The sequence below is a fragment of the Celeribacter baekdonensis B30 genome, from assembly GCF_000299875.1.
Classification (GTDB): Bacteria; Pseudomonadota; Alphaproteobacteria; order Rhodobacterales; family Rhodobacteraceae; genus Celeribacter; species Celeribacter baekdonensis_A.
Window position 1 is genome coordinate 211890 of the sequence record NZ_AMRK01000001.1, and the last position, 23831, is coordinate 235720.

The window sequence follows — 23831 nt, forward strand, 5'->3', positions numbered from 1 at the left end:
TACGGTCGAGTAACTGTTATTGGAGCTGTCAGAATGCGCCCTGTTTTCCTCTCTGTCTTTGGTCTGTTTTTCGGGCTTGGCCTCACCTCCGCCACCGCACAGCCTGCGGGGCACATTGCGGAATTGCCGCATCAATTTAATCGGGAGAGTGCCGTGACCTTGGTCTCATCCACCTCACAAGCCGGGCTGGACGCGTGGATCGCCGGGTTTAAGACCCGTGCCATGCGCGAAGGCATTTCTCAAACCACCTTTGATCGCGCCTTTCGCGGTGTGCGCTATAATGAAGACGTGATCGCCAAGGATCGCAAACAGTCCGAATTCACCAAACAAATCTGGGATTATCTCGACAGCGCCGCCTCCCCCACACGGGTGTCGAACGGTCAGGCGGCGATGCGCAAACATGCGGCGGTTTTGGACGGGGTCGAACGGGTGTATGGCGTCGATAAACATGTGGTTGCGGCAATCTGGGGCGTTGAGAGTGCCTATGGCGCGACCCGCGGTGACACCAATGTGATCGAAGCCATGGCGACGCTGGCCTATGACGGGCGGCGCGGCCGGTTTTTTGAAAGCCAACTTTTGGCGGCTTTGAAAATCCTTCAGTCGGGCGACACCTCGCCCCATAACATGAAGGGAAGCTGGGCCGGTGCTATGGGCCACACCCAGTTTATTCCGACCTCTTTTCTGGCCTTTGCGGTCGATGGCAACGGCGATGGAAAACGCGATATTTGGTCGAATGACCCGACCGATGCGCTGGCCTCCACGGCCGCCTATTTGGCCAAACACGGTTGGAAAAAGGGACAGCCTTGGGGCGTCGAAGTGCGACTTCCGGCTGGATTCGACTATAGTTCTGCGCGCCGCGACACCATGCGTGCGCCGTCAGATTGGGCCTCTTTAGGGGTAATGGGAATCGACGGACGGCCCGTGCCGAACTACGGCAAAGGCTCGATTCTTTTGCCTGCGGGCGCGTCAGGCGCGGCCTTTATGATCTTTGACAACTTCGCGGTGATTGAGCGGTACAACAAGGCGGATGCCTATGTGATCGGCGTTGGCCACCTCTCAGATCGACTGCGGGGTGGCCCGGCGATTCAGGCGTCTTGGCCGCGCGGCTATGCACCGTTGTCGTTTAAAGAAAAGATGCAGATGCAGCGGATTTTGAAGCGCAAAGGCTTCTTGGATGACAAGGTCGATGGCATCATTGGCCCGAACACGATCAATGCGATCCGAGCGTTTCAGAACTCGGTCGGCGTGACCCCGGATGGTTATCCGTCACAGACGCTTTTGAAACTGTTGAAATAAGAGGATCTCAGGCCAAATGGCCTGAGAATTCCGTCACCAAAGCCTGATAAATATCGCGCTTAAACGACACAATATCAGACACCAATCCGGCAGAATCGGTCCATTTCCATTGGCCAAATTCCGGGTGGTCGGTGTCGATATTGATGGCGCTCTCAGCCCCTTTGAAACGCAGCACAAACCAGAGCTGTTTCTGACCGCGATATTTGCCCTTCCAGACCTTGCCCAAAAGGTGATCCGGCAAATCATAGGTCAGCCAATCAGCGGACTGCGCCAGCACCTCGACATGATCTGACTTCACGCCAATTTCTTCCCAAAGCTCGCGTAAAGCGGCCTCTTCCGGCGTTTCACCGGCATCAATTCCGCCTTGCGGCATCTGCCAGGCACCGGGCGTGTCGATGCGCTCACCGACAAAAATCCGGCCCTCGGCGTTCAACAACATGATCCCCACGCAAGGGCGGTAGGGCAAAGTGGATCGGTCTTTGGTCATCAGGTCCTCGCAAGAAAAAAGGGGGCCACGCGGCCCCCTCTCCATAGGATCAATTGCCGATTTTCGACAGGCCTTTCAGCAGGTCGATCGCATAAGCAAGTTGGAAATCCTCATCGCGCAATTTCGCGGACTCTTCGGCGGCGGCGCGTTCTTCTTCGATCTTGCGGCGCTCATCCTCGGTGAAACTGTCGTTGTTGAGCGCCCCGCGCAGATCGGCCTCGGAACGCAACTTCGGCGCATCCGCCGTCTCGTCGGCTTCGGGCAGGCGCGGCGGCTGTGCGACGATGATGTCGGGCGAAATGCCAAGCGCCTGAATCGAGCGACCCGACGGCGTATAGTAACGCGCCGTGGTCAGGCGCATCGCCCCGTCAGAGCGCAGCGGCATGACCGTTTGCACCGAGCCTTTGCCAAAGGATTTCGTCCCGACAACAACCGCGCGATGGTGATCTTGCAGAGCGCCCGAGACGATTTCAGAGGCCGAGGCCGAGCCGCCATTGATCAGCACGACAATCGGTTTGCCCTCGGCCAAATCGCCCGGACGCGCATTGACGCGTTCGCTGTCTTCGGGCGTGCGGCCGCGGGTCGAGACGATTTCACCCTCTTCCAGGAAAGCATCAGAGACCTTGATCGCCTGATCCAACAGCCCGCCGGGGTTGTTGCGCAAATCGACGACGATGCCATCGACATTGGCCATGCCGCCCAGTTCTTCGACACCTTTTTTCAGGCCATCTTCGAGGTTCGGATAGGTTTGTTCGTTGAATGTGGTGACACGCAGCACGATGGTATGATCTTCCACGCGCGAGCGCACGGCGGTCAATTTGATCGTGTCGCGGATGATGGAGATGTCGAAGGGCTCTTCAACCCCCTCGCGCACCACGGTGATGACGATCTCGGAGCCAACCGGCCCGCGCATCAACTCCACGGTTTGATCAAGGGTCATGCCCATCACGCTGCTGCCATCCACGGCGGTGATATAATCGCCGGTTTCGACACCTGCGATATCGGCGGGCGTGCCGTCCATCGGAGCGACGACTTTCACAAAGCCCTCTTCTTGCGTGACCTCAATGCCAAGCCCGCCAAAGGAGCCGGAGGTTTGCACCCGCATATCGGCGGCGTCTTTTGGGGACAGATAGGAGGAATGCGGGTCAAGTGAAGAGAGCATGCCGTCAATGGCCGCCTCGATCAGCTCTTCGGAGTCAACCTCTTCGACATATTGCGCGCGGATGCGTTCAAACACGTCCCCAAAAAGATCAAGCTGCTCGTAGACGTTGCTGGACTTCTCGGCTTCTTGCGCCAAAAGCGGGCCGGCGAATTGCGTCGAGATCAATGTGCCTGCAAGGATACCGGCCACGCCCGCCATCAAATATTTCTTCATTCCTGTTCCTCTCACCCGCCCGCCATGCGGGCCCTTGATCGACTAAAGCGGTGCGTTCGCGAACCATTGTTCCGGGTTCACCGGCTTTCCGCCTTCTCTGACCTCTATATAAAGCGTCTCTGTCAGGCCTGCGCCAGTGCCCTGAGTGGCATTTTCCACAAAGGCGTCCAAATCCGGCGCAGCTCCGCCCATCAGGCCAACGGCTGTGCCAGCAGGGATCACCTCGCCAACTTCACCGTAGACCTCATCAAGCCCTGCCAAAACAAGCAATACGTCATTTCCGGGCTCAAGTATGATCACATTTCCGTAGTCCAGAAACGCGCCCTTGTAGCGGATGGTGGCGGGCCAAGGCGTTGAGACCAAGGACAGCGCCCGCGTGGCCCAAAGCCAGCCCGGACGTGCCACCCCCGCCGCATCGGGTTCTTTATAGCCGCGGATGAAAACGCCGCTGACCGGCATCGGCCACGTGCCCTTTGCCGCATCCAGATCGGGCAAGGGGCTGATCCCATCCACCACATCCATCACGGCAAGGCCGGAGGCAAAGGCCTCAAGTGTCTCGGAACTGTCAATCAGGGTCTTTAAACGATCGGGATCGGCGCTGAACCGACGCGGAAGGTCGGTGCGGTCCGACATCGCCTGAGACAGGTCGGTGCGCGCCTGTTGCGCCTCCTTGAGACCTCGGGCCAGGGTCTCAAGCGCCTCATCTTGCAATTCCCGCAAAATAGAGACCTCTTCGAGTTTGATCCGAAGTGCATCCGCATCCGCCTGCATCGCGGGCGTGATTGCAGAGACCAACATGCCCGCGCGCGCATGACCCAAAGGACCGGTCGGATGCACCAAGGCTTCTGGCGAGGCATCAGGTTTGAGATTGATCAAAATGCCAAGAAGTTGCGCGACTTGGCCGCTTTCATCCTGAAACTCACGGTCCAACTCATCTTCGCGCAGGGACACTTGCCGTAACCCCGCGCGCATCGCCTCTAACCCGTCTTCATAGGCACGCACGACACGGGTCAGGGCCTTGACCCGATCCCCGGCAGATTGCGCCGCCTCCAATTCAGAATGCGCCGCATTGAATTGCGCCACAGCCCCTTCGGCCAGCGCAGCGGGGCTATCCTCCTGCGCCAGTGCAACCCCGGTCAGAAGCGCAAAACAAACTGCGACAGCGCCCAGTCTCATGTGACGATAAGACTTTCACCGGTCATTTCAGCGGGCTGATCGAGCCCCATCAATTCAAGGATCGTTGGTGCCACATCGGCCAAACGCCCGCCCGACCGCAACCGCGCGCCTTTGGGACCCCCGAACAGGATCACGGGAACCGGGTTGGTGGTGTGTGCGGTGTGAGGGCCACCCGTGATCGGATCAATCATGGTTTCACAATTGCCGTGATCCGCGATCACCAACATCGCGCCCCCGACCTTTTCAAGCTCGGCCACAACCTTGCCCAGACCGTCATCCACCGCCTCACAGGCGGCCATTGCGGCCTCCAAAATGCCCGTGTGACCGACCATATCGGGGTTGGCAAAATTGGTGACGATCAGGTCATAGCCCTCATCAATCGCCCAAACGAATTTTTCGGCCACCTCAGGCTCGCTCATCTCGGGTTGCAAATCATAGGTCGCGACTTTTGGCGATTTCGGCATGAACCGATCCTCGCCCACCTCCGGCGTCTCTTTGCCGCCATTGAGGAAAAACGTCACATGCGGATATTTTTCGGTCTCGGCCAAACGGAATTGTTTCAGCCCCTTCTTGGCGACCCATTCGCCCAGCGTGTTGATGATGTCGCTTTTTGGATAGGCGGTGGTCATATAGGCGCCGTGGCTGGCGGAATAGTCGACCATGCCCAAGAATGCCGACAGGCGTGGGCGCGGGCCGGTGTCAAATTCGGCAAACCCCGGTTCGCCAATGGCGCGCAGGATTTCACGGGCGCGGTCGGCACGGAAATTGAGACAGAAAAAGCCATCGCCATCTTTGACGCCCGCGTAATCGCCAATCACTGTGGCTTTGATAAACTCATCATGCTCACCGCGCGCATAAGAGGCGGTGACGGCGTCTGCGGCCGTGGCGGCGGTTTCAACGCCTGTGCCATTGATCATCGCGAAATAGGCCTGAGACACCCGTTCCCACCGATTGTCGCGATCCATCGCGTAATAGCGGCCAATGACCGTGCCGACCGATGCCCCTTTGGGCAGGCGCGCCACAAGATCAGGGAGGAATGTTGCCGAGGATTGCGGCGCAACATCGCGGCCATCGGTGATGGCATGGATGATCACCGGCACGCCATGATCGGTGATCGCCTTGGCGGCGGCCAGCGTGTGTTCGATATGGCCATGCACACCACCGTCCGAGATCACGCCCATCAAATGCGCGGTGCCGCCCGCGGCTTTGACCTTTTCGGCAAAGGCGACAATTTCGGCGTTTTGAAAGAAAGACCCGTCTTCGATCGCCAGATCAATCTGGCCCAAATCCATCGCCACAACCCGGCCTGCGCCGATATTGGTGTGACCGACCTCGGAGTTGCCCATTTGCCCGCTCGGCAGGCCCACATCCGGACCAAATGTGATCAACGTGTCATGCGGACACTCTGCCATCAGCCGATCAAAGGTTGGGGTTTTGGCCAAAACGGGGGCGTTTGCCTCGGGTGTTGGGCCAATCCCCCAGCCATCGAGAATACAAAGAACGACGGGTTTCGGTGTGGCCATGACGGGCTTCCTTCTAAACAGAGCAAAGCAGTTGCACCCTATCTAACGTGCCGTCACCGCTTGTTGAACCACCAAGGGCTTCATTGCAGCAAAAATACTTGGATCATTCGCGATGATAGGGCGATCCGGCGAGAATAGAGGCGGCACGGTAAAGCTGTTCGGTGAGCATGGCGCGGACCAGCATATGCGGCCAGACCATTTTGCCCAAAGAGATCGAGAACTCCGCCTGCGCGCGCAGCGATGGGTCAATCCCGTCGGCTCCGCCAATGACAAAGGCCACATCAGAGCGCCCGGCATCGCGCCAGTTCGCTAATTTATCTGCAAACTCAGGAGAGGAGAGCAGTTTGCCACGCTCATCCATGGTCACGATCACCGCGCCTTTCGGCAAGGCCCGCTCCAAAAGCACGGCTTCCGCTTTCATACCGCCGCCCTTTTTGTCCTCGACCTCTGATAGGGTCAAAGGCCCAAGGCCAAGCGCGCGCCCGGTGCGGTCGAACCGGGTGGTGTAATCTGCAATCAACGCCGCTTCAGGACCGGCACGCAGCCGGCCCACGGCATTGATGTGAACTTTCATCAGCTCTCGATCGGTTTGGACGTCGACGCAGCGCGGGCGTCTTCTGCCGACATCCACATTTTTTCGAGCTGGTAGAACTCACGGACTTCGGGACGGAAAATGTGAACAATCACATCGCCCGCATCAATCAAAACCCAATCGCCCTGATCTTTGCCTTCGATGCGCGAAAACACTTCGTGTTCCATTTTCAGGGCCGCGGAGAGTTTTTCGGCGGTGGCAGAGACCTGACGGGTCGAGCGACCGGAACAGATCACCATATAATCCGCCATCTCAGACTTGCCCTGCAAGCTGATGGTGACGATGTCTTCGGCTTTGTCTTGGTCAAGAAAGTCGGTGATGAAATTCAACAATTTCTGGCCACCAAATTTTTCAGAGGCTGCGCCTGTCATGGGCATCTCCGAATGTGCAGCGTCAAGGGCTGCGGTCTGAGGTAGAGACAGGACATAGTCCTCCTATCAAAGCGCGCCGTCATGCCCCGGCGCTGGGCATATAGTCAATATAGCATCAGTAGAGGTAAATCTCAATGTACCCTGCGCGTCGATCAATCAACCCCCTTTGTGACAAGCTGAGAGCCCTCCAACACCCGCACTTCGCGTTGTGGGAAGGGGATGGAAATGCCATTGGCTTTGAACGCATCCCAGAGCGAAAGATAGACATCGCCGCGCACATTGGTCAGCCCGCCCGTCGGGTCCGTGATCCAAAACCTCAGGATGTAATCCACCGAGTTGTCGCCAAAACCAACGATATGACAGACGGGCGGTTTGGTGGTCAGGACCCGTTTGACGGCTTTGGCGGCCTCAATCGCGATTTGCCGAACTTGGTGCGGATCATCGCCATAAGCGGTGCCAAAATAGATGTCCAAACGGACAAAATCGTTTGTATGCGACCAGTTGACCACCTGCCCGGTGATCAGATCTTCGTTGGGGATCAAAAACTCCTTGCCATCGCGGGTGGTGATCGAGGCATAGCGCGCGCCCAGCGTGTTGATCCACCCAAAGGTATCGCCCAGCGAAATCACGTCGCCGGGTTTGATGGATTTGTCCAAAAGGATGATCACGCCGGACACGAGGTTTGACACAACTTTCTGCAAGCCAAAACCAAGTCCCACACCAATTGCCCCGGACAAGACCGCGAGCCCGGTCAGATCAAAACCGACCGCTTTCAACCCGATGAAAAACGCGGCGCCATAGAGAGCCACCTGAACGCCTTTGATGATCAATTCGCGCATCGAGGGTGAAATGTCTTCGTTGCGCCGAATGCGGGTCGAGGTTTGGCGTGCGGTGATGCGGGCAAAGGAGACCAAAAGACCCGTCACCACCAGGGCTTTCAATAGCGAGAGGGCGGAGAGGCGAAAGTCGCCAAACTCCACCGCGATGCTGTCTAAAAACGATGCCGCCCAGTCCAACCCACCAAAGAAATAGAGCGTCACATAGGCCCATAGCCCCCAGCGTACCGTGCGACGCAAGGATCGGTTGCGGACCAGTTGCACCACAAATTCCACCGCGAACCACGCCGAGACGACCCGCGCGATGATGGCGACCAAATAGGAGCGCGAGGGCCATGTGATTTGGTGCATCACAAGGTAGACGGCCCAGAGGAGCAGCGCCCAAACCAACAAGGGCAGCCGCTTTTCCACCGCCAAAAGCAGCCGCAATTGCCATTTTGGCCGACCTTCCAAGCTGCGCATCCAATTGCGCATCCGGGCGCTGAGAATTCGCCCGATCAAGATCGCGCCAGCGAGCGTCATAAGGGTGATGCCGATCTGATAAAGGTTCCACCGTCTGAGCAGGCCTTGGAGAAACCCCAGGATATCGTCACCGGTTTGGTTCAAAAGCTCTGTGATCTGGGTCGGTTCCACGCGCGGTCCTTTGGTGTTTGCGCCAGCTTGGCACGGCAAAGCGCCAGCGTGCAAGCGCAGCGCACCCGCAACGCGTCAACTCCCTTGCGGGACTCAATGCCAATCTATATGTGAACCGCATGGAACGTATGTTTGAAATCGCTGATCGGGCCTGGTTGCCCTGGCGCTTCTTCGGAGCGATGTGCTCAGTCCTTGCCCGACTTTGATGCGGTCTGGACAGGTGTGTCCGCACGCCACCCATATTCCTAAAATTCACTCACATATCCACGGGAGAGCGAAATGACCGCCCCGAAGACACTCTATGATAAAATCTGGGACGCCCATGTGACCCACGAGGACGCAGATGGCACCTGTTTGCTGTACATCGACCGCCACCTCGTTCACGAAGTGACGTCCCCGCAGGCCTTTGAAGGTCTGCGCATGACCGGTCGCAAAGTCCGTGCGCCGGAAAAAACCATCGCCGTGCCGGATCACAACGTGCCGACCACGTTGGACCGCGTGTCTGGCATCATCGCCAATGAAGAGAGCCGCATCCAACTTGAGGCGCTCGACACCAACGCCAAGGAATTCGGCGTGCATTACTATCCGGTGTCTGACATCCGTCAGGGCATCGTGCACATCGTTGGCCCGGAACAGGGTTGGACCTTGCCCGGCATGACCGTGGTCTGCGGCGACAGCCACACCGCCACTCACGGCGCATTCGGCGCGCTGGCCCATGGTATCGGCACCTCCGAGGTCGAACATGTTCTGGCCACCCAGACGCTGATCCAGCGCAAGGGCAAAAACATGAAGGTCGAAATCACCGGCAAGTTGAAGCCCGGCGTGACCGCGAAAGACATCACTTTGGCGGTGATCGGCGAAACCGGCACCGGCGGCGGCACTGGCTATGTGATTGAGTATTGCGGCGAAGCGATCCGCGATCTGTCGATGGAAGGCCGCATGACCGTCTGTAATATGGCGATTGAGGGCGGCGCACGCGCGGGTCTGATCGCGCCGGATGAAACCACGTTTGACTATGTCAAAGGTCGCCCGCACGCCCCCAAAGGCGCGCAGTGGGAGGCGGCTCTGAATTGGTGGAAAACACTCTACACCGACGAAGGCGCTCATTTTGACAAGGTTGTGACGCTGAAAGGCGAAGACATTCAGCCGGTTGTGACCTGGGGCACCTCGCCCGAAGACGTGCTGCCGATCTCCGCAGTCGTGCCCTCGCCCGACGATTTCACCGGCGGCAAGGTTGATGCGGTCAAACGCGCGCTCGACTACATGGGCATTGAGCCGGGTCAGAAACTGACTGACATCAAAATTGACACCGTGTTCATCGGGTCTTGCACCAATGGCCGGATCGAAGATTTGCGTGCAGCCGCCGCGATCCTCAAGGGCAAAAAGATCAAAGACGGCATGCGGGCGATGATCGTTCCGGGGTCCGGCCTTGTCCGCGCGCAAGCCGAAGAAGAGGGCTTGGCCGACATCTTTATCGAGGCGGGCTTTGAATGGCGTCTGGCCGGGTGTTCCATGTGTTTGGCGATGAACCCGGATCAACTTGCGCCGGGCGAGCGCTGTGCAGCGACCTCGAACCGCAACTTTGAAGGCCGGCAAGGCCGCGGCGGACGCACCCACTTGATGTCCCCGGCCATGGCAGCGGCGGCGGCGCTCACCGGTCATCTGACCGACGTGCGTGAAATGCTCTAAGCAACCTGGGCCACGGGCATGGCGCAACACGCACCTTCTGATCTGATCTTGATGGCTGGCCAAAGCAACATGGCTGGCCACAAGGTTGGTGTGGATGATCTCGCTGAAACCGAGCGGGGCCTGATTGAGGGTGCGCGCATTTGGGCCAATGGGGCTTGGGTGCCTCTGGCGGTCGATGCGGGCTATCAGAAACGGGGGTTTGGTCCCGAACTGAGCTTTGCACGTCAGTGGCAGGTTCAGACTGGACGACCGCTGTCCATCGTCAAACTGGCCAAGGGCGGGTCTTACCTGTCTCGCGGCTGGTCTGCCGAGGGGCGTGGTGGTCCGCTCTACCAGCGTTTGGTGGCTGAGGTGCGCGCCGCAATGGCCACGGGACCAGTGCGGTTGCGGGGTTTGATCTGGATGCAGGGCGAAAGCGATGCCCTGGATCATGAGGACGCACAGGCTTACGGTACGCGGTTCGAAGGTTTTGTCGCACGCTTGCGGCAAGACCTCGGCGTGCCCGATCTGCCGATTGTGGCAGGGCTGATCACGGCTCCGGGCGGTCACGTTGATCTGGTGCGCGACGCAATGGCGTCTGCCGACGTAACGGCGTTCAAAACGGTAGAAACCCGCGATCTTGCGCATCGTTCCGGTGCCGTTCATCTGACGGCCTCTGGACTTGCGGCACTGGGGCAACGCTTTGCCGATGCGCTGTCTTCTTTTGAGGACAGCGCGTTGATCCGGCAATGGCTTTGGACCAGCGACCAGTATCACGCCTGGTATGAGGGCGAGACCCTGACACCGACAGGCGTCGTGGTCTCACTGCCTCATGCGGTGGCTGACGATGGCTTTGCTGAACCTGGCTTTGGCCAAAGGTTCTTTCGCAAACGCGGCACAGCAGCGGTCTATGTCCGCGCGCGGATGTCCAATTGGTTTCAGGATGATGAGGTCTTTGAGATGGCCAAGGCGATCCGTGGCTTTATTCCCAAAGAGACCAAACTCGTCACCTACGGGGCCTCAATGGGCGCTTATGGCGGGCTTTTACTGTCCGGGGCTTTGGCCGCAGATCGGGTTTTGGCCGTGGCGCCGCAATATTCCATCGACCGGGCGACTGTACCTTGGGAAAAACGGTGGAGCAAAGCGGCGAAACGGATCGACGGGTTTGTGCACCGGATGGAGGACCATGTGTCCCCAACGGCGCAAAAGCTTGTGTTCTATGATCCGCTCAATGCGGACCGCAACCAAATCGCTCTGTTTGACACCGACGACACGTGGTCCCTGATCAAAATCCCGCTGGCCTCGCATCAAGTGGCACAGCGGCTTTTGGACAGCAAATCCTTGCCTCTGCTGTTTGAAGGTCTGTTTGACGACGGCCCGCCCGTGAATGACATCCGCAAAGCCGCGCGCGCGCGGCGACGTGACAGCAAAATCTACTGGCTGACCCTGGCCAACAAAAGCGCCGAGCGCCGTCCGGGTCTTGCTCTTTATGCCATTGACCGTTGCCTTGAGGTCGGTGGCCCCAAATGGAAACTCAAAAAATTGCGCGAGACACTGTCCGCGCGTGAAACGACCTGAAAGGATTCGTGGACATGGAAAAATTTGAAAAGATCACGGGCATCGCGGCACCGATGCCGCTTGTGAATATCGACACCGATATGATCATTCCCAAAAACTTTCTCAAAACGATCAAACGCTCTGGTCTGGGTGTGAATCTGTTCGATGAGATGCGCTATGATGACGACCGCAACGAAATCCCCGATTTCGTGCTCAACAAACCGCAATATCGTGAGGCTCAGGTCATCGTTGCCGGTGACAACTTTGGCTGTGGCTCCTCGCGCGAACATGCGCCCTGGGCCTTGGCGGATTTTGGCATCAAATGCATCATCTCGACCTCTTTCGCCGACATTTTTTACAACAACTCTTTCAAAAACGGCATCCTCCCGATTGTGATGCCACAAGAGGTTGTGGACGTGTTGATGTCCGATGCTGAAAAAGGCGCAAACGCACGGATGACCGTCGATCTTGAGGCTCAGACCGTGACCACCTCGGACGGCCAGGAGTTCCCGTTTGAAGTCGATGCGTTCAAAAAGCATTGCCTGTTGGAAGGGCTCGATGACATCGGCCTGACCATGGCGAATGTCAAAGACATCGACGCGTATGAAGTCAAAATGGCGCAGGAACGTCCTTGGGTCTAAGCGCGGCTTAAAGACCATCACGACAGATTTGAAGCGGCGGCCCCTCGGGTCGCCGTTTTAATTTGTCCCTGAGTGTCTATATCTAGGCTAAAATCCGCAACCCCATGGAGGACGCTATGATCAATTGGAAAACTTGGGTCGGTCTTGGTGCTTTGACCTTTCTCTTCGGCGTCTTGGCGCTGGGCAATGCGGTGATCGCCTCGCTGGCCATCACGATCCTTCTTGGCACGCTGTTCGCCATCACAGGTGCGGCGCAACTTTGGGCCGGCTTTTCCGCCGAGGCCGGAGGGCACCGTATCTTCAGCCTGCTTTGGGGGTTGATCAGCCTGATGATCGGGGTGAGTTTCATTGCCAATCCGGTTGAGGGCACCCTGTCTCTGACCATGGTGGTCATGGCCTTTCTTATGGCCTCCGGCGTGATCCGGTTGGTGATGTCATGGCAAATGCGGCAGACGCGGTTCTTTTGGGCCATGCTCTTGTCGGGTGCTGTGACCGTCCTGTTGGCTGGCTATATCTTTGCCAATTTTGCCGCCGTGTCGCTGTCGCTTTTGGGCATCTTGCTTGGCATTGAGCTTTTGGTGAATGGCGCGGGTCTCGTCGGGTTCGGGTTGTTCCTGCGCAGCCATCGCTCCTGACGGAAACGGCGACCCTTACAGGCCGCCGCATCCAGTCCTTTTATTCCATCGGCGGAAGCAGACCCTCGGTTTGCGCCGTGGCCAATTCTTCAATGGACACTTCCCCACTCTCATCCGTGTCGATCGCTGCAAAGGTGTCTTCCGTCATGTCGGGATAGGCCATCAGCATTTCCTCCATGGAATAAGTGCCATTTTCATCGGCATCCATGAGCGTCATCTGCGCGAAAGCCGGGGCTGCGAGCAAAGTCAGTGCGCCAAAAGTCAAAGCGATACGTGTCATGTCATGTGTCCTTTCAGTGTATGGCACCCGCGTCACTTTTGCGGGCAAATTGAAACGGTTTTGAACCGCTGCCCTGAGAGATACGTCTATGTGGAAAGGACGCAAGAGCTTCAAAATATTGAAATATTTTGCGCACAAGCTCGCCATAACCGCGCAACATCTTGCGCATTTTTCGGCAGCTTTTAGCGAATAGGCAGCGTTTGAAGCCGAAAATCGGCGAGATGACGCCAGCATGAGGACGGGGGCAAAAGCCCCCCTTGATAAAATCAATCGATCCTCCAGTCGGCCTTCAACAGCCTACATGCATTTCCGGCACATCTGCGGCGTGAATGAGTCTGGCCTCTGTCATCGCAAGGATCATCTCAAGCGTCACGTTTGGCGCGCGTTCAATCAAATGCAGGCCGTCGTCTTCGGGTTTGAACACGCCAAGCTCGGTGACGATCAAATCGACCCGACGTTGCGAGGTCAGCGGCAGGGTGCATTCACGCAGGATTTTGGCCTCGCCTTTGGCCCGGTGCTGCATCGCAACAATCACCTTTTTCGCGCCTGTCACCAAATCCATCGCCCCGCCCATGCCGGGCGTGTACTGCCCGGGAATGGTCCAGTTGGCGAGATGCCCGGCCTCATCGACCTGAAGCGCGCCAAGCACGGTCAGATCAAGATGCCCACCCCGGATCAAACCAAAGGAAAAAGCGGAATCAATCGTCGATGCGCCCGGCACGAACGACACAAACCTGCCACCCGCATCGGTCAAGTGGCGGTCGCTCATGCCTTCGGGCGGGCGATGGCCCATCCCGACTGCGCCATTTTCGGCCTGAAAGAACACCCCCATGTCTTCGTCAAGATAATCAGACACAAGCGTGGGAATGCCGATGCCGAGGTTCACCAATGTGTTGGGCTCAATCTCCTGCGCCACGCGGCGGGCGATAAGGGCTTTGGGGTCCATGATGTGCCTCCTTACGTCGTGGATCGGATGACATGATCGACGAGAACGCCGGGGGTTTTGACCGCATCGGGCGGGATCACCCCGACGGGCACGATCTCTTCGGGTTCGCAAATCACGGTGCGACCTGCGAGCGCCATGATCGGGTTAAAATTGGTGGCGGTGAGCATATAGGACAGGTTACCAACATAGTCGCAGGAGCGCGCAGCGATCAGGGCAAAATCGGCGGAGAGCGGCAGTTCGAGCAAATACTCTTTGCCATCAACCTCGATGATCTGCTTGCCCTCGGCCACCAATGTACCCACACCCGTCGGTGTCAAAATACCGCCAAGCCCCACACCCGCCGCGCGAATGCGTTCGACCAATGTGCCCTGCGGCACCAATTCCACCTCCAACTCACCCGAAGCATATTGCGCCTGAACGATGGTGTTCAGCCCCATATGGCTACAGATCAGTTTCTTGACGCAATGCGCGGCAAACAGCGGCCCCGGCCCGGAGGTGTCCCGCGCCGTGTCATTTGAAATCAGGGTCAGGTCTTTTTTGCCAGCCTCTGCCAGCGCATGAACGATCCCGTCGGGGACGCCCACGCCCATAAATCCAGACAGCATCACAGAGGCCCCATCCGGGATCAGATCGACCGCGTCATGGAGCGATATGGCAAGATGCATGGTTTCCTCCCTCTCTTTCCATTTTCAACGTGATCAAATCACGGATCGGTGATCATTTCCATGCGCTCGGTCAACATGGTGCAAAAGACCAAGGGCGGTGAAACGATGACTGAGCAGGCACACAGCATATTGTGGAGGCTTCGCTTACCCCCCATAGGCTCGCGAAAAATGATGTAAAATCGCACCGCTTTGTTCACGAAACGGCCCCAATTGCCCCATTAACCTTAACCATTCCTTGCTGGAGCAGATGAAAGAAGGCAAAAGTTGGGCAAGATTGAGGCAGTTGGCCATATTTGGCGGGATCAAAATGGGAAAAGAGAGCGGCATCGTATCGCACTCGACCAGTTTGAAGGGAAATGGGCAGTGATATATCGCATCCTGGGAGCGATTGTGCGTGCGGTGTTGGTGGTCATGCTGATCACAACGCCGTCGATCTTGCTGCCGAATGTATCCGCTGATGGCGCGCAGATCGTTGCCCTCGTGGCGCTGTTCGGCGCGGCTCTGACCTTTTTCGAATATGTCTCCGCCTATCCGGGTCTTGTCGAATTTCGCGATGCACCGCCGTTCAATCGTGTGCGGTTTGGGGCGCTGTTTCTCACCGTCCTGTTGCTCACATTGATTTTTCGTGGAACCGCCGAACCCACAATCGCCACCGATTTCGTGACCTCAGTGGGGGCTTTGATCGGCTATGTGCTCGATTTCCCCTACTCTCCGGTGCGGCTCATGTTGCTTGCCCTGCCCGAAGGCGCGTCTTTGAGCGAGGTTGAGATGATGCGCGAAGCCGCTGGCCTCAGCTATCTCATCTCCTTGGTCGCCTTGTCAGTCTTTGTGATCATTTTGCGGCTTGGCCATTGGCCCTCCAAATCCGGCTCGTTTAATGTCTGGATCAACCTGCCCACCTTCGATCCCACCGCCGGTGGCGACGTGATTGCACGTCTCAAACGCGATGCGCGGATCAACATTGTGATTGGCTTCCTGTTGCCTTTCCTGATCCCAGCCGTGATACAATCGGCCTCGAACCTGTTCGGTGGTTTGAGTGTCACCAACGACCAATCCTTGATCTGGACCGTGGCCGCATGGGCGTTTTTGCCATCCTCTTTGTTCATGCGCGGCATCGCCATGGAGCGTGTGGCCTCGATGATCGCCGAAAAGCGGCGTCAGACCTACGCGCGGGCCGATTTCGAACATCAACTGGTGTGACCTGCCGCCTTTTCCTTGCTCTGTGCCTTGCGGTTTGGCCGCTTGTGGGTCAGGCGCAAGATCGGCTGCGCGTGGCAACATGGACCGTTGAATTGACGCGCAACGGGCCGGGGGTTTTGTTGCGCGACATCCTGAAAGGCGATGACGCGCACATCCTCGCCGCCCAATCTCACATCAAAGCCCTGTCTCCAGATGTCCTGCTGCTCGTTGGGTTTGACACCGACCTTGATGGTCACGCCTTGGCGCAATTCGCCCGCGATCTGGATTATCCGTACCTCTTCACCCGCTCCGGCAATTCCGGCCGGTCAACGGGCATCGACATGGACAAAGACGGACGGTTTGGTGAACCGGAAGATGCGCAATCTTACGGCGAATTCACCGGGCAGGGCGGCATCGCGTTTTTGTCGCGCTTGCCGATTGATGTCGATGGCATCCGCGACTTTTCCGAAATGCTGTGGCGGGATCTACCGCGCGCACGTATCCCTGAGGGCTATTTTGAGCCCAAAGATTTGGACGTTTTGCGCCTCTCGTCTCATGCCCATTGGGACATTCCTGTGGTTTGGAACGACGCGCCGCTGCATCTGTTCACCTATGCCGCCACCTCGCCGGTGTTTGATGGCGAAGATGATCGCAATGGCCGGCGCAATGCCGACGAAACCCGATTTTGGCAATTGTACCTCGATGGCGCGCTGGCTCTGCCGCCACCCGATGCGCCTTTTGTGATCCTTGGCGACAGCAACCTTGATCCCTCAGATGGCGATGGGTTGCGGGTGGATATGGTGGCGCTGCTGTCCGATCCGCGCCTGCAAGACCCAAAACCGCGCTCTGATTTTGGCGCTATGATCGCCACCCCCGATCATCTGGGTGATCCGACCTTGGACACCGCCGATTGGAGTGACCCTGTGCCCGGCAATTTGCGGGTCGATTATGTGCTGCCGTCTAAGGCGCTTCATGTCATCGACGCAGGGGTGGCTTGGGCTCCGGCGGACGGTTTGGAAACCCCGTTTCGGCATGGGCTTGTCTGGGTCGATCTCGCGCGGATTCCTTGACGTCCGCGCAGCGGTCCGTTACGCCGGGTCGACCCTAAAAATAAGGACTCGATGCGATATGAGCACGCCCTCTCTCCTCATTCTGCCCGGCGATGGTATTGGCCCCGAAGTGATGGCCGAAGTCGTCAAAATCATTGACTGGTACGGCGACAAGCGCGGCCTGAACTTTGATGTCTCAATGGACCTCGTGGGGGGCGCGGCCTATGACAAACATGGCGTGCCTTTGGCCGATGAAACCATGGCAAAGGCCCATGAGGTCGATGCCGTCTTGTTGGGCGCCGTGGGTGGTCCGAAATACGATGTGCTTGATTTCTCGGTGAAACCCGAACGCGGGCTGTTGCGGCTGCGCAAGGAATTGGACTTGTTCGCCAATCTGCGCCCGGCACAGTGTTTCGACGCGCTGGCCGATTTCTCGTCGCTGAAAAAAGACATTGTTGCTGGTCTCGACATCATGATCGTGCGCGAATTGACCTCGGGCATCTATTTCGGTGAGCCGCGTGGTATCATCACCGAGGGCAACGAGCGTGTTGGCATCAACACCCAGCGCTACACCGAATCCGAAATCCGCCGCGTGGCGATTGCGGCTTTTGAATTGGCGATGAAGCGGAGCAAGAAATTGTGCTCGATGGAAAAAGCCAATGTGATGGAATCTGGCATTCTGTGGCGTGAAGTCGTCGAAGAGGTGGCCAAAGATTACCCTGAGGTTGCTGTCAGCCACATGTATGCCGACAATGGCGCGATGCAGTTGGTGCGTGCGCCGAAACAGTTCGACGTCATCGTGACCGATAACCTGTTCGGTGACATCCTGTCCGATTGTGCGGCGATGCTCACCGGCTCACTTGGCATGTTGCCCTCCGCCTCCTTGGGGGCTCCGATGGCCAATGGCCGCCCGCGCGCCATGTACGAACCGGTACACGGCTCCGCTCCCGACATCGCCGGTCAAGGCAAGGCCAACCCGATCGCTTGTATCCTCTCCTTCGCCATGGCGCTGCGCTATTCCTTTGACGAGGGCGCTGAGGCCACGCGTTTGGAAACCGCGATTGAAAAAGTACTGGCCGATGGTGTGCGCACCGCGGATCTTTTGGGGGAAGAGGGCGCAACGCCTGTGACCACCTCCGAGATGGGCGACAAGATCATCGAGGCGCTGAACGCGTCGCTTTGAACGATCAAAGAGTTGACGGAGAGGGCGCCCATGTGGCGCCCTTTTTTGTGAAAACGGCCACTCTTTGGCTATGAATTTGAGAAACCCATGTTAGTTTCGCGCCCGAGATCAAATTTTTGTGAGATATATTGTGGGATATTTAGAACGCATTTCCGCCCTCTGCGGCATCCTTTTTCTGTCTTGTTCGATGGCGCAAGCCAAGTCGCTTGAAGATATGTTCCCCATGATTGAGCTCGATGGTTTGACCCAAGAGCAAGAGGACTGGTTGGCGCTGCAAAAGGGGCTGGATTACCAAACAGGCACCATCACGCTACCCGGCTCGCAAGCCGTTTTGGAATTGGGGGACGCGTATTACTACTTCGGCCCAGAAGACTCGAAATATGTGCTTGAGGAGCTTTGGGGCAATCCACCGCGCGACCTGTCCTTGGGGATGGTGTTCCCTGCGGAGTATCTGCCGCTGGAATGGGACGCATGGGGCATGTTGCTCAACTATGACCCGATTGGGTTTGTTTCTGACGAAGATGCGGCCTCTTACAATTACGATGAATTGCTGCGCGATATGCAAAAGGATATGCTTACCGCCAACAAGGAGCGTGAAGAGCTTGGCTATGGTACGGTCGATCTTGTCGGTTGGGCCGAGCCGCCGCATTACGACGCCGAAAGCAAAAAGCTCTATTGGGCGAGAGAATTGTCCTTTGATGGGGTCGAGGATCATACCGTCAATTACGACATTCGCGCACTTGGACGCAAAGGCGTGTTGGTCATGTCGGTGATCGGGTCGATGGATCAAATCGACAGTATCAAAGCGGCTGCCCCTGATCTGATTGCCATGACCCACTTCACAGTTGGCCAGCGCTACGTCGATTTTGATCCTTCCCTCGACACGGTTGCCGCGATTGGGATCGGCGGTTTGATTGCCGGTAAAGTGGCGGCAAAGGCGGGCTTTTTGGCCGCGACTCTTGTGTTTATGAAAAAGGGCTGGGTGCTTTTGTTTCTTGGCTTTGCCGCGCTCAAGAACAAGATCTTCAAACGTAAATCATCGTGAGGTGAAGTGCGCAAAGCGGTACTAGCAGCGCTTTAATCAAACAGATCAAACACATCCTCAGCAGCATCAAACAGCCGATGGGCGATGGATTTTTGTTTTTTCTTTCCCTTCTTTTTGCGCGCCTGCTCAGGAGAGGGCCGTTTTTTCCCACTGACAATAAACGGGTCTTTGACATGATCTGTGTGCAGCGCCTTGAGCCGCGACAAAGGCGCGCCGCAGGCTTTACATTGTAATTCATGCCGGGCACCCTGTCCGAAAGACAGCACGGTTTTAGAGCCGCAGTAACAACAGGTTGCCGATTTATGTGTGCGATACATCTGCCTCATGTGGGGCTGATGTATGCGCGTGACAAGGGTTGCACCCTTGTGTGTTTTGAAATCCGGCCTATTGATAGCGCAAACAGCAAGTGGGATGATCTTATGAATATCACAGGCGCAATTTACGCCCTTGCGGCTTTTGCCATTTTTTCAACCCATGACGTGGTGATCAAATTCCTAGGCGGTGTTTATGCGCCGTTTCAGATCATCTTTTTCTCAACACTGTTCTCTTTTCCGCTGGTGATGTTCATGCTGATCCGCGACCGCACGGAGGGGCATTTGCGCCCGGTGTATCCGTTGTGGACCCTACTTCGGACCATGGCGGCCATGATCAACACCGTCGCTGCCTTTTATGCCTTTTCCGTTTTGCCGCTGGCGCAGGTTTACGCCCTGATCTTTGCCACCCCCCTTGTCATCACCATCCTGTCCATTCCGATCTTGGGTGAAAAAGTGGGATTTCACCGTTGGGCCGCTGTCGTTGCAGGGCTGATCGGAGTGCTGGTCGTGTTGCGCCCCGGAGGAACAGCGTTCACGCTAGGCCATATGGCGGCGCTGTCCTGTGCCTTTTTTGGCGCGTTTGCCTCCATCGTGGTGCGCAAAGTCGGCCGCGAAGAACGTACCGCTGTCTTGATGCTCTACCCTCTGATCGCCAATTTCGTCGTCATGGGGGCGATGATGATCTTTTTCTACAAACCCCTACCGCTTTTGGACCTCGGCGGTGTCGGCATGGTGTCGCTATTGGGCTTCACCGGCGGGGTGATTTTGATCTTGGCGTACCGCGCCTCAGAGGCTGCGGTCGTGGCACCGATGCAGTACTCCCAGATCATCTGGGCAACGATTTTTGGCTATTTTATCTTCGGCGAAACCGTCGATATGCCCACGGTGATCGGCGCCGGGATCATCATCCTGTCTGGTCTTTACATCGTGTTCCGGGAATCGCGGGGCGGGCATTCGGAAAATACGCCCGTGCTCAGAACCCGCTCGCGGGCCTCCTCCGCCGCCTCCTTTCGAATCTCGCCCTTTATTCGCCGTGTAAAACAGCGCTAATTGGCCCTTGCAAATCCGCGCAAGTCGCTATATCCCGCCCGTCACGGTCGGGCTGTAGCGCAGCCTGGTAGCGCACCTGCTTCGGGAGCAGGGGGTCGGAGGTTCGAATCCTCTCAGCCCGACCAATGTAACCTTTGTCGAGTTCACTGAACTCTGCCTTTATGGCACTGAATCTTTCCTTTCTTCACAAGTATTCGCCTCCCGCATGTCTTGCTGACTGAGCTACCCCCCGAAAATCGGACACTGACATAGGCTACGATTTGCAGCCTGCCGACCTTCTACACGAAAAAGAGGGGGATACCGATACACATCAGTTTGACCGGACATTTTTGGGCAGCGCGGATGTCGACTTGCGCGTGTTTGCCCTTTTCGAGAGAAAGCATTGGACAAACGACCCGGCCGAGGTCACCAAATAAACCCCAAGCTCTGCTCGCCCGCGGGCGGCCTTTGGGTTTTGCCACCTTCGCCTCTCACACGGACCCCGCCATGCCCCTGTTTGTCACCGATAAAATCGAAATTGCCGATTGGGAGATCACTGAGCAATTCGTGCGCGCCTCCGGTCCCGGCGGGCAAAATGTGAACAAGGTCTCAACAGCCGTGGAACTACGGTTCGAAGCGGCGCGCTCGCCGTCCTTGCCGGAGCCAGTGAAAAACCGATTGCGGCGCTTGGCGGGGCGGCGCTGGACCAAAGACGGCGCTCTGGTGATGTTCTGCGACGAAACCCGCCACCAAGCCCGCAACCGCGAGATCGTGCGGGAGCGATTGGTGGAGCTGATCAAACAGGCGGCGGAAAAACCGAAGTTCCGGGTCAAGACCAAGCCCACCCGCGGCAGTGTCGAACGACGAATCAAGGCGAAGAAGGTCCGGGGGGAGGTGAAGGCGCTGCGGGGGCGGGTCGACTAGATCACATCTCCCCCAACCAAGTGACAGTCTCCGCCAGCATTTGATCCAATGTACTCGCATCGGTGAAGACGTTAAAGCTGTGGTCCATCGGGTAGATTTTCATCACGGTTTCGCCCGGATGGCAATTCGCGTAGCGCTCACCCATTTGCGGTTGCGGGCCGACGATGGTGTCGTTGGCGCCGACCATCAACAACAATGGCCCGTCGTATCCAGCAACGGCAGCAACGGGGTCGGTGGTGACCAGTTCGTCAAAGAACGGCGCGTTCAGGGAAGTCGTGGCACCCCAAGGCAAGGTGAAGGTAAAGGTTTCGGTCGGATCTTCGGATGCGATGGCGGCGACGACGGCGTCCGTGCCCAAAAGGCCGGAGTAGGTCGGCAGCGGGTCGGCAACCGGGGCCCAGAGGATGAGGCCCTCGGGGTCGGATTTTTCCGCGACATGGGAGGCAACAAGGCCGCCTTGGGACCAGCCAAGGATCACCTGCGGGCGGTCCGGGAATTTGGCATTGAGCCATGCGACAGCGGCGAGGCCATCGGCGATCTGACCGGAGAACGTGGTTTCTTCCCATGTCTTGTCGGTCGATGCGCCTGAGCCCAGAAAGTCGATGCGGAGCGAGGGATAGCCCGCCTCGGCCAGCACGCGCGCGGAGCGGGAGAAGACGCCCTCGTCGGTGCCTGCGACGGGCAGCTCATCGCGCGAGCCGGTAAAGCCATGGAACAGCAGGATAACGGGCGTGTCGGAGGCGCCATCCGCATCGTTCAAAGTCGCGACAACCTTGCCCCCATCAGAGGGCACGGTGACGAGGGTTTCGGTGGCAAAAGCGGAGGTGGCGAGCAGGCAGAGCGCAGAGGAGGTGAGCGCGGGGAGGAGGCGTGTCATGGCGGGAATCCTGAGTTTGTCCGTATGGTCAAAGTCAGGAGAAAACCCGCGCAGGACACAAGAAAAGATGCACAGAGTCAGCGCCTTAAATACCGACTTGACCGAAATTTGTGCGACTGTCCGGGAAGTGGGCAATGGAGTTAGACCACAACCTCCACCGCGTCCTGCTCGCCAACCCCAAACACCCGCTTATACCGCTCAACCTCGGCCTTCGGCCCCATCGCCTTGTTCGGATTGTCCGACAGTTTCACCGTTGGCTGGCCGTTGGCACTGATGGCTTTGCAGACCAAGCTGAACGGCGCGAGTGCGTCGCCTGTGGTCAGGCCTCGGAAGTCGTTGGTCAGCAAAGTGCCCCAACCAAAAGACGTGCGTACACGGCCCGCGAACTGGGTGTGGAGTTCGATGATTTTATCGGTGTCCAAGCCATCAGAAAAGATCACCAGTTTCTTGGTCGGGTCTTCGCCGCGTGCGCGCCACCAGTCAATCGCCACCTCCGCCGCCGTCGCGGGATCGCCGCTGTCGATGCGGATGCCGGTCCAGCCCGCAAGCCAATCGGGCGCGCCATTCAAAAAGCCGCGTGTGCCATAGGTGTCGGGTAGGATGATGCGCAGGTTGCCCTCGTGTTCTTCGTGCCAATCGGCCAGCACCTCATAGGGCGCTTGGCGCAGCTCGGCGTCGGTTTTGGCCAACGCGGAATAGACCATCGGAAGCTCATGGGCATTGGTGCCAACCGCTTCGAGGTCGCGCTTCATCGCGATGTGGCAATTCGAGGTGCCGGTGAATTTGGAGCCGAGACCTTCGAGCATGGCTTGGACGCACCAATCCTGCCAGAGGTAGGAATGACGGCGACGGGTGCCGAAATCGGCGATTTTGAGCCCCTCAAGTGGTTTCAGCCGTTCGATTTTTTCCCACAGTTTGGTCATGCCACGGGCGTAGAGCACCTGAAGCTCGAACTTTTTCATCGGCCCAAGCACAGCCCGCGACCGCAGCTCCATCAGGATCGAGAGCGCCGGAATTTCCCAAAGCATGACCTCGGGCCAGGAGCCTTCAAAGGTCAGTTCATATTGGCCGTCCTTTTTCTCAAGCTGATAAGGCGGAAGGCGCAGGTTTTCGAACCATTCCATGAAATCCGGGCGGAACATCTGGCGTTTGCCATAAAACGTATTGCCGCGCATCCATGTGCTTTCCCCGCGAGACAGGGAGAGGGAGCGGACATGGTCCAACTGTTCGCGCAGTTCGCCCTCATCGACCATCTCCGCCAAGCGGATGGATTTGGAACGGTTGATCAGCGAAAACGTGACCTGGGTGTCGGGTTTGTTGCGAAACACCGACTGACACATCAGGAGTTTGTAAAAATCGGTGTCGATCAGGGAGCGGACAATCGGGTCGATTTTCCATTTGTGATTGTAGACGCGGGTGGCGATATCGACCATGAGCAGGCCCCTTCCTATGACAAAACGGTTAAAGCAGGGCAGAGAGGGGTTTGGCAAGCAGACCCATGGTTTTGTTCGTCATTTGAAAAGATTTGCGTGTTAGGCAGGATTTGAATT

At 57.6% G+C, this 23831-nt stretch carries 24 protein-coding genes and 1 tRNA gene; 12 read left to right on the forward strand and 13 right to left on the reverse strand.

The window, feature by feature from the left end:
• Window positions 1-33: 33 nt before the first annotated feature.
• A complete protein-coding gene (locus B30_RS01075) occupies window positions 34-1296 on the forward strand; it encodes a lytic murein transglycosylase (protein ID WP_009570122.1) in 1263 nt (420 codons plus the stop codon).
• Between the two features lie 7 nt (window positions 1297-1303).
• Here B30_RS01075 and B30_RS01080 read toward each other — a convergent pair whose 3' ends face one another.
• The 7 genes from B30_RS01080 to B30_RS01110 all read right to left on the reverse strand — a co-directional run bounded on the left by B30_RS01080 (window position 1304) and on the right by B30_RS01110 (window position 8289).
• A complete protein-coding gene (locus B30_RS01080) occupies window positions 1304-1783 on the reverse strand; it encodes an RNA pyrophosphohydrolase (protein ID WP_009570123.1) in 480 nt (159 codons plus the stop codon).
• A 49-nt stretch (window positions 1784-1832) separates the two neighbouring features.
• Complete coding sequence (locus tag B30_RS01085; protein WP_009570124.1) at window positions 1833-3158, reverse strand: S41 family peptidase; 1326 nt, start codon at window positions 3156-3158, stop codon at window positions 1833-1835.
• 42 nt (window positions 3159-3200) lie between these two features.
• Entirely contained in the window at window positions 3201-4334 is a 1134-nt protein-coding gene (locus B30_RS01090; RefSeq protein WP_009570125.1) for a murein hydrolase activator EnvC family protein, read from the reverse strand.
• Window positions 4331-5857 (reverse strand): 2,3-bisphosphoglycerate-independent phosphoglycerate mutase, encoded by a 1527-nt coding sequence (gene gpmI, locus B30_RS01095; protein ID WP_009570126.1) that lies wholly within the window; start codon window positions 5855-5857, stop codon window positions 4331-4333. Before gpmI ends, B30_RS01090 begins: the two co-directional genes overlap by 4 nt.
• A gap of 103 nt (window positions 5858-5960) precedes the next feature.
• Entirely contained in the window at window positions 5961-6431 is a 471-nt protein-coding gene (gene rlmH, locus B30_RS01100) for a 23S rRNA (pseudouridine(1915)-N(3))-methyltransferase RlmH (protein ID WP_009570127.1), read from the reverse strand.
• Window positions 6431-6820: a ribosome silencing factor gene (gene rsfS / locus B30_RS01105; protein WP_009570128.1), complete on the reverse strand. Its 390-nt coding sequence runs from the start codon at window positions 6818-6820 to the stop codon at window positions 6431-6433. Before rsfS ends, rlmH begins: the two co-directional genes overlap by 1 nt.
• Before the next feature lie 152 nt (window positions 6821-6972).
• Window positions 6973-8289, reverse strand: coding sequence for a mechanosensitive ion channel family protein (locus tag B30_RS01110; protein ID WP_009570129.1), 1317 nt, complete (start codon window positions 8287-8289; stop codon window positions 6973-6975).
• A 279-nt stretch (window positions 8290-8568) separates the two neighbouring features.
• On the opposite strand from B30_RS01110, the gene leuC reads away from it, so the two are divergent.
• From leuC to B30_RS01130, 4 genes are all read left to right on the forward strand, one after another.
• Entirely contained in the window at window positions 8569-9978 is a 1410-nt protein-coding gene (gene leuC / locus B30_RS01115) for a 3-isopropylmalate dehydratase large subunit (RefSeq protein ID WP_009570130.1), read from the forward strand.
• Between the two features lie 18 nt (window positions 9979-9996).
• Window positions 9997-11535 (forward strand): sialate O-acetylesterase, encoded by a 1539-nt coding sequence (locus B30_RS21220; protein ID WP_009570131.1) that lies wholly within the window; start codon window positions 9997-9999, stop codon window positions 11533-11535.
• A gap of 14 nt (window positions 11536-11549) precedes the next feature.
• Entirely contained in the window at window positions 11550-12155 is a 606-nt protein-coding gene (gene leuD, locus B30_RS01125) for a 3-isopropylmalate dehydratase small subunit (protein ID WP_009570132.1), read from the forward strand.
• 116 nt (window positions 12156-12271) lie between these two features.
• Complete coding sequence (locus B30_RS01130) at window positions 12272-12790, forward strand: HdeD family acid-resistance protein (RefSeq protein ID WP_009570133.1); 519 nt, start codon at window positions 12272-12274, stop codon at window positions 12788-12790.
• Window positions 12791-12830: 40 nt separating this feature from the next.
• Here B30_RS01130 and B30_RS01135 read toward each other — a convergent pair whose 3' ends face one another.
• The 3 genes from B30_RS01135 to B30_RS01145 form a co-directional block, all read right to left on the reverse strand.
• The gene (locus B30_RS01135; RefSeq protein ID WP_009570134.1) at window positions 12831-13070 is read right to left on the reverse strand and encodes a calcium-binding EF-hand; all 240 of its coding nucleotides are present in this window, start codon (window positions 13068-13070) and stop codon (window positions 12831-12833) included.
• Between the two features lie 289 nt (window positions 13071-13359).
• A complete protein-coding gene (locus B30_RS01140) occupies window positions 13360-14016 on the reverse strand; it encodes a 3-oxoacid CoA-transferase subunit B (RefSeq protein WP_009570135.1) in 657 nt (218 codons plus the stop codon).
• Between the two features lie 11 nt (window positions 14017-14027).
• The gene (locus B30_RS01145) at window positions 14028-14681 is read right to left on the reverse strand and encodes a CoA transferase subunit A (RefSeq protein ID WP_009570136.1); all 654 of its coding nucleotides are present in this window, start codon (window positions 14679-14681) and stop codon (window positions 14028-14030) included.
• A 363-nt stretch (window positions 14682-15044) separates the two neighbouring features.
• On the opposite strand from B30_RS01145, the gene B30_RS01150 reads away from it, so the two are divergent.
• The 4 genes from B30_RS01150 to B30_RS01165 all read left to right on the forward strand — a co-directional run bounded on the left by B30_RS01150 (window position 15045) and on the right by B30_RS01165 (window position 19137).
• Entirely contained in the window at window positions 15045-15881 is an 837-nt protein-coding gene (locus B30_RS01150) for a hypothetical protein (RefSeq protein WP_040401788.1), read from the forward strand.
• Window positions 15878-16930 (forward strand): endonuclease/exonuclease/phosphatase family protein, encoded by a 1053-nt coding sequence (locus B30_RS01155; protein WP_009570138.1) that lies wholly within the window; start codon window positions 15878-15880, stop codon window positions 16928-16930. The genes B30_RS01150 and B30_RS01155 overlap by 4 nt, the downstream gene beginning before the upstream one ends.
• 58 nt (window positions 16931-16988) lie before the next feature.
• Window positions 16989-18092: a 3-isopropylmalate dehydrogenase gene (gene leuB, locus B30_RS01160; protein ID WP_009570139.1), complete on the forward strand. Its 1104-nt coding sequence runs from the start codon at window positions 16989-16991 to the stop codon at window positions 18090-18092.
• A 223-nt stretch (window positions 18093-18315) separates the two neighbouring features.
• Window positions 18316-19137 carry a DUF2167 domain-containing protein gene (locus B30_RS01165; RefSeq protein WP_157789771.1) on the forward strand — a complete coding sequence of 274 codons (822 nt, stop codon included), beginning with the start codon at window positions 18316-18318 and terminating at the stop codon, window positions 19135-19137.
• Between the two features lie 32 nt (window positions 19138-19169).
• Here the strand turns inward: B30_RS01165 and B30_RS01170 are convergent, their stop codons facing one another.
• On the reverse strand, window positions 19170-19454 hold the full coding sequence (locus B30_RS01170; RefSeq protein ID WP_009570141.1) for a hypothetical protein: 285 nt from the start codon (window positions 19452-19454) through the stop codon (window positions 19170-19172).
• A gap of 102 nt (window positions 19455-19556) precedes the next feature.
• Between B30_RS01170 and B30_RS01175 the strand changes: the two genes are divergently transcribed.
• The 3 genes from B30_RS01175 (at window position 19557) to arfB (ending at window position 21404) form a co-directional block, all read left to right on the forward strand.
• A complete protein-coding gene (locus tag B30_RS01175) occupies window positions 19557-20501 on the forward strand; it encodes a DMT family transporter (protein WP_040401790.1) in 945 nt (314 codons plus the stop codon).
• A gap of 48 nt (window positions 20502-20549) precedes the next feature.
• Window positions 20550-20626: transfer RNA gene (locus B30_RS01180), tRNA-Pro, on the forward strand.
• Window positions 20627-20987: 361 nt separating this feature from the next.
• The gene (gene arfB / locus B30_RS01185; protein WP_009570143.1) at window positions 20988-21404 is read left to right on the forward strand and encodes an alternative ribosome rescue aminoacyl-tRNA hydrolase ArfB; all 417 of its coding nucleotides are present in this window, start codon (window positions 20988-20990) and stop codon (window positions 21402-21404) included.
• Window position 21405: 1 nt separating this feature from the next.
• Here arfB and B30_RS01190 read toward each other — a convergent pair whose 3' ends face one another.
• A complete protein-coding gene (locus tag B30_RS01190) occupies window positions 21406-22281 on the reverse strand; it encodes an alpha/beta hydrolase (RefSeq protein WP_009570144.1) in 876 nt (291 codons plus the stop codon).
• A gap of 140 nt (window positions 22282-22421) precedes the next feature.
• A complete protein-coding gene (gene pncB, locus B30_RS01195; RefSeq protein ID WP_009570145.1) occupies window positions 22422-23714 on the reverse strand; it encodes a nicotinate phosphoribosyltransferase in 1293 nt (430 codons plus the stop codon).
• Window positions 23715-23831 lie beyond the last annotated feature (117 nt).

Bases quoted from the DNA above. Each gene is read 5' to 3' on its own strand.
- leuB (WP_009570139.1), top strand. From the start codon at position 16,989: ATGAGCACGCCCTCTCTCCTCATTCTGCCCGGCGATGGTATTGGCCCC.
- leuC (WP_009570130.1), top strand. From the start codon at position 8,569: ATGACCGCCCCGAAGACACTCTATGATAAAATCTGGGACGCCCATGTG.
- B30_RS01165 (WP_157789771.1), top strand. From the start codon at position 18,316: ATGATTGAGCTCGATGGTTTGACCCAAGAGCAAGAGGACTGGTTGGCG.
- B30_RS01080 (WP_009570123.1), bottom strand. From the start codon at position 1,783: ATGACCAAAGACCGATCCACTTTGCCCTACCGCCCTTGCGTGGGGATC.
- rsfS (WP_009570128.1), bottom strand. From the start codon at position 6,820: ATGACAGGCGCAGCCTCTGAAAAATTTGGTGGCCAGAAATTGTTGAAT.
- arfB (WP_009570143.1), top strand. From the start codon at position 20,988: ATGCCCCTGTTTGTCACCGATAAAATCGAAATTGCCGATTGGGAGATC.
- B30_RS01190 (WP_009570144.1), bottom strand. From the start codon at position 22,281: ATGACACGCCTCCTCCCCGCGCTCACCTCCTCTGCGCTCTGCCTGCTC.
- B30_RS01175 (WP_040401790.1), top strand. From the start codon at position 19,557: ATGAATATCACAGGCGCAATTTACGCCCTTGCGGCTTTTGCCATTTTT.
- B30_RS21220 (WP_009570131.1), top strand. From the start codon at position 9,997: ATGGCGCAACACGCACCTTCTGATCTGATCTTGATGGCTGGCCAAAGC.
- gpmI (WP_009570126.1), bottom strand. From the start codon at position 5,857: ATGGCCACACCGAAACCCGTCGTTCTTTGTATTCTCGATGGCTGGGGG.
- rlmH (WP_009570127.1), bottom strand. From the start codon at position 6,431: ATGAAAGTTCACATCAATGCCGTGGGCCGGCTGCGTGCCGGTCCTGAA.
- pncB (WP_009570145.1), bottom strand. From the start codon at position 23,714: ATGGTCGATATCGCCACCCGCGTCTACAATCACAAATGGAAAATCGAC.
- B30_RS01135 (WP_009570134.1), bottom strand. From the start codon at position 13,070: ATGACACGTATCGCTTTGACTTTTGGCGCACTGACTTTGCTCGCAGCC.
- B30_RS01170 (WP_009570141.1), bottom strand. From the start codon at position 19,454: ATGTATCGCACACATAAATCGGCAACCTGTTGTTACTGCGGCTCTAAA.
- B30_RS01130 (WP_009570133.1), top strand. From the start codon at position 12,272: ATGATCAATTGGAAAACTTGGGTCGGTCTTGGTGCTTTGACCTTTCTC.
- B30_RS01075 (WP_009570122.1), top strand. From the start codon at position 34: ATGCGCCCTGTTTTCCTCTCTGTCTTTGGTCTGTTTTTCGGGCTTGGC.
- B30_RS01145 (WP_009570136.1), bottom strand. From the start codon at position 14,681: ATGCATCTTGCCATATCGCTCCATGACGCGGTCGATCTGATCCCGGAT.
- leuD (WP_009570132.1), top strand. From the start codon at position 11,550: ATGGAAAAATTTGAAAAGATCACGGGCATCGCGGCACCGATGCCGCTT.
- B30_RS01085 (WP_009570124.1), bottom strand. From the start codon at position 3,158: ATGAAGAAATATTTGATGGCGGGCGTGGCCGGTATCCTTGCAGGCACA.
- B30_RS01090 (WP_009570125.1), bottom strand. From the start codon at position 4,334: ATGAGACTGGGCGCTGTCGCAGTTTGTTTTGCGCTTCTGACCGGGGTT.
- B30_RS01140 (WP_009570135.1), bottom strand. From the start codon at position 14,016: ATGGACCCCAAAGCCCTTATCGCCCGCCGCGTGGCGCAGGAGATTGAG.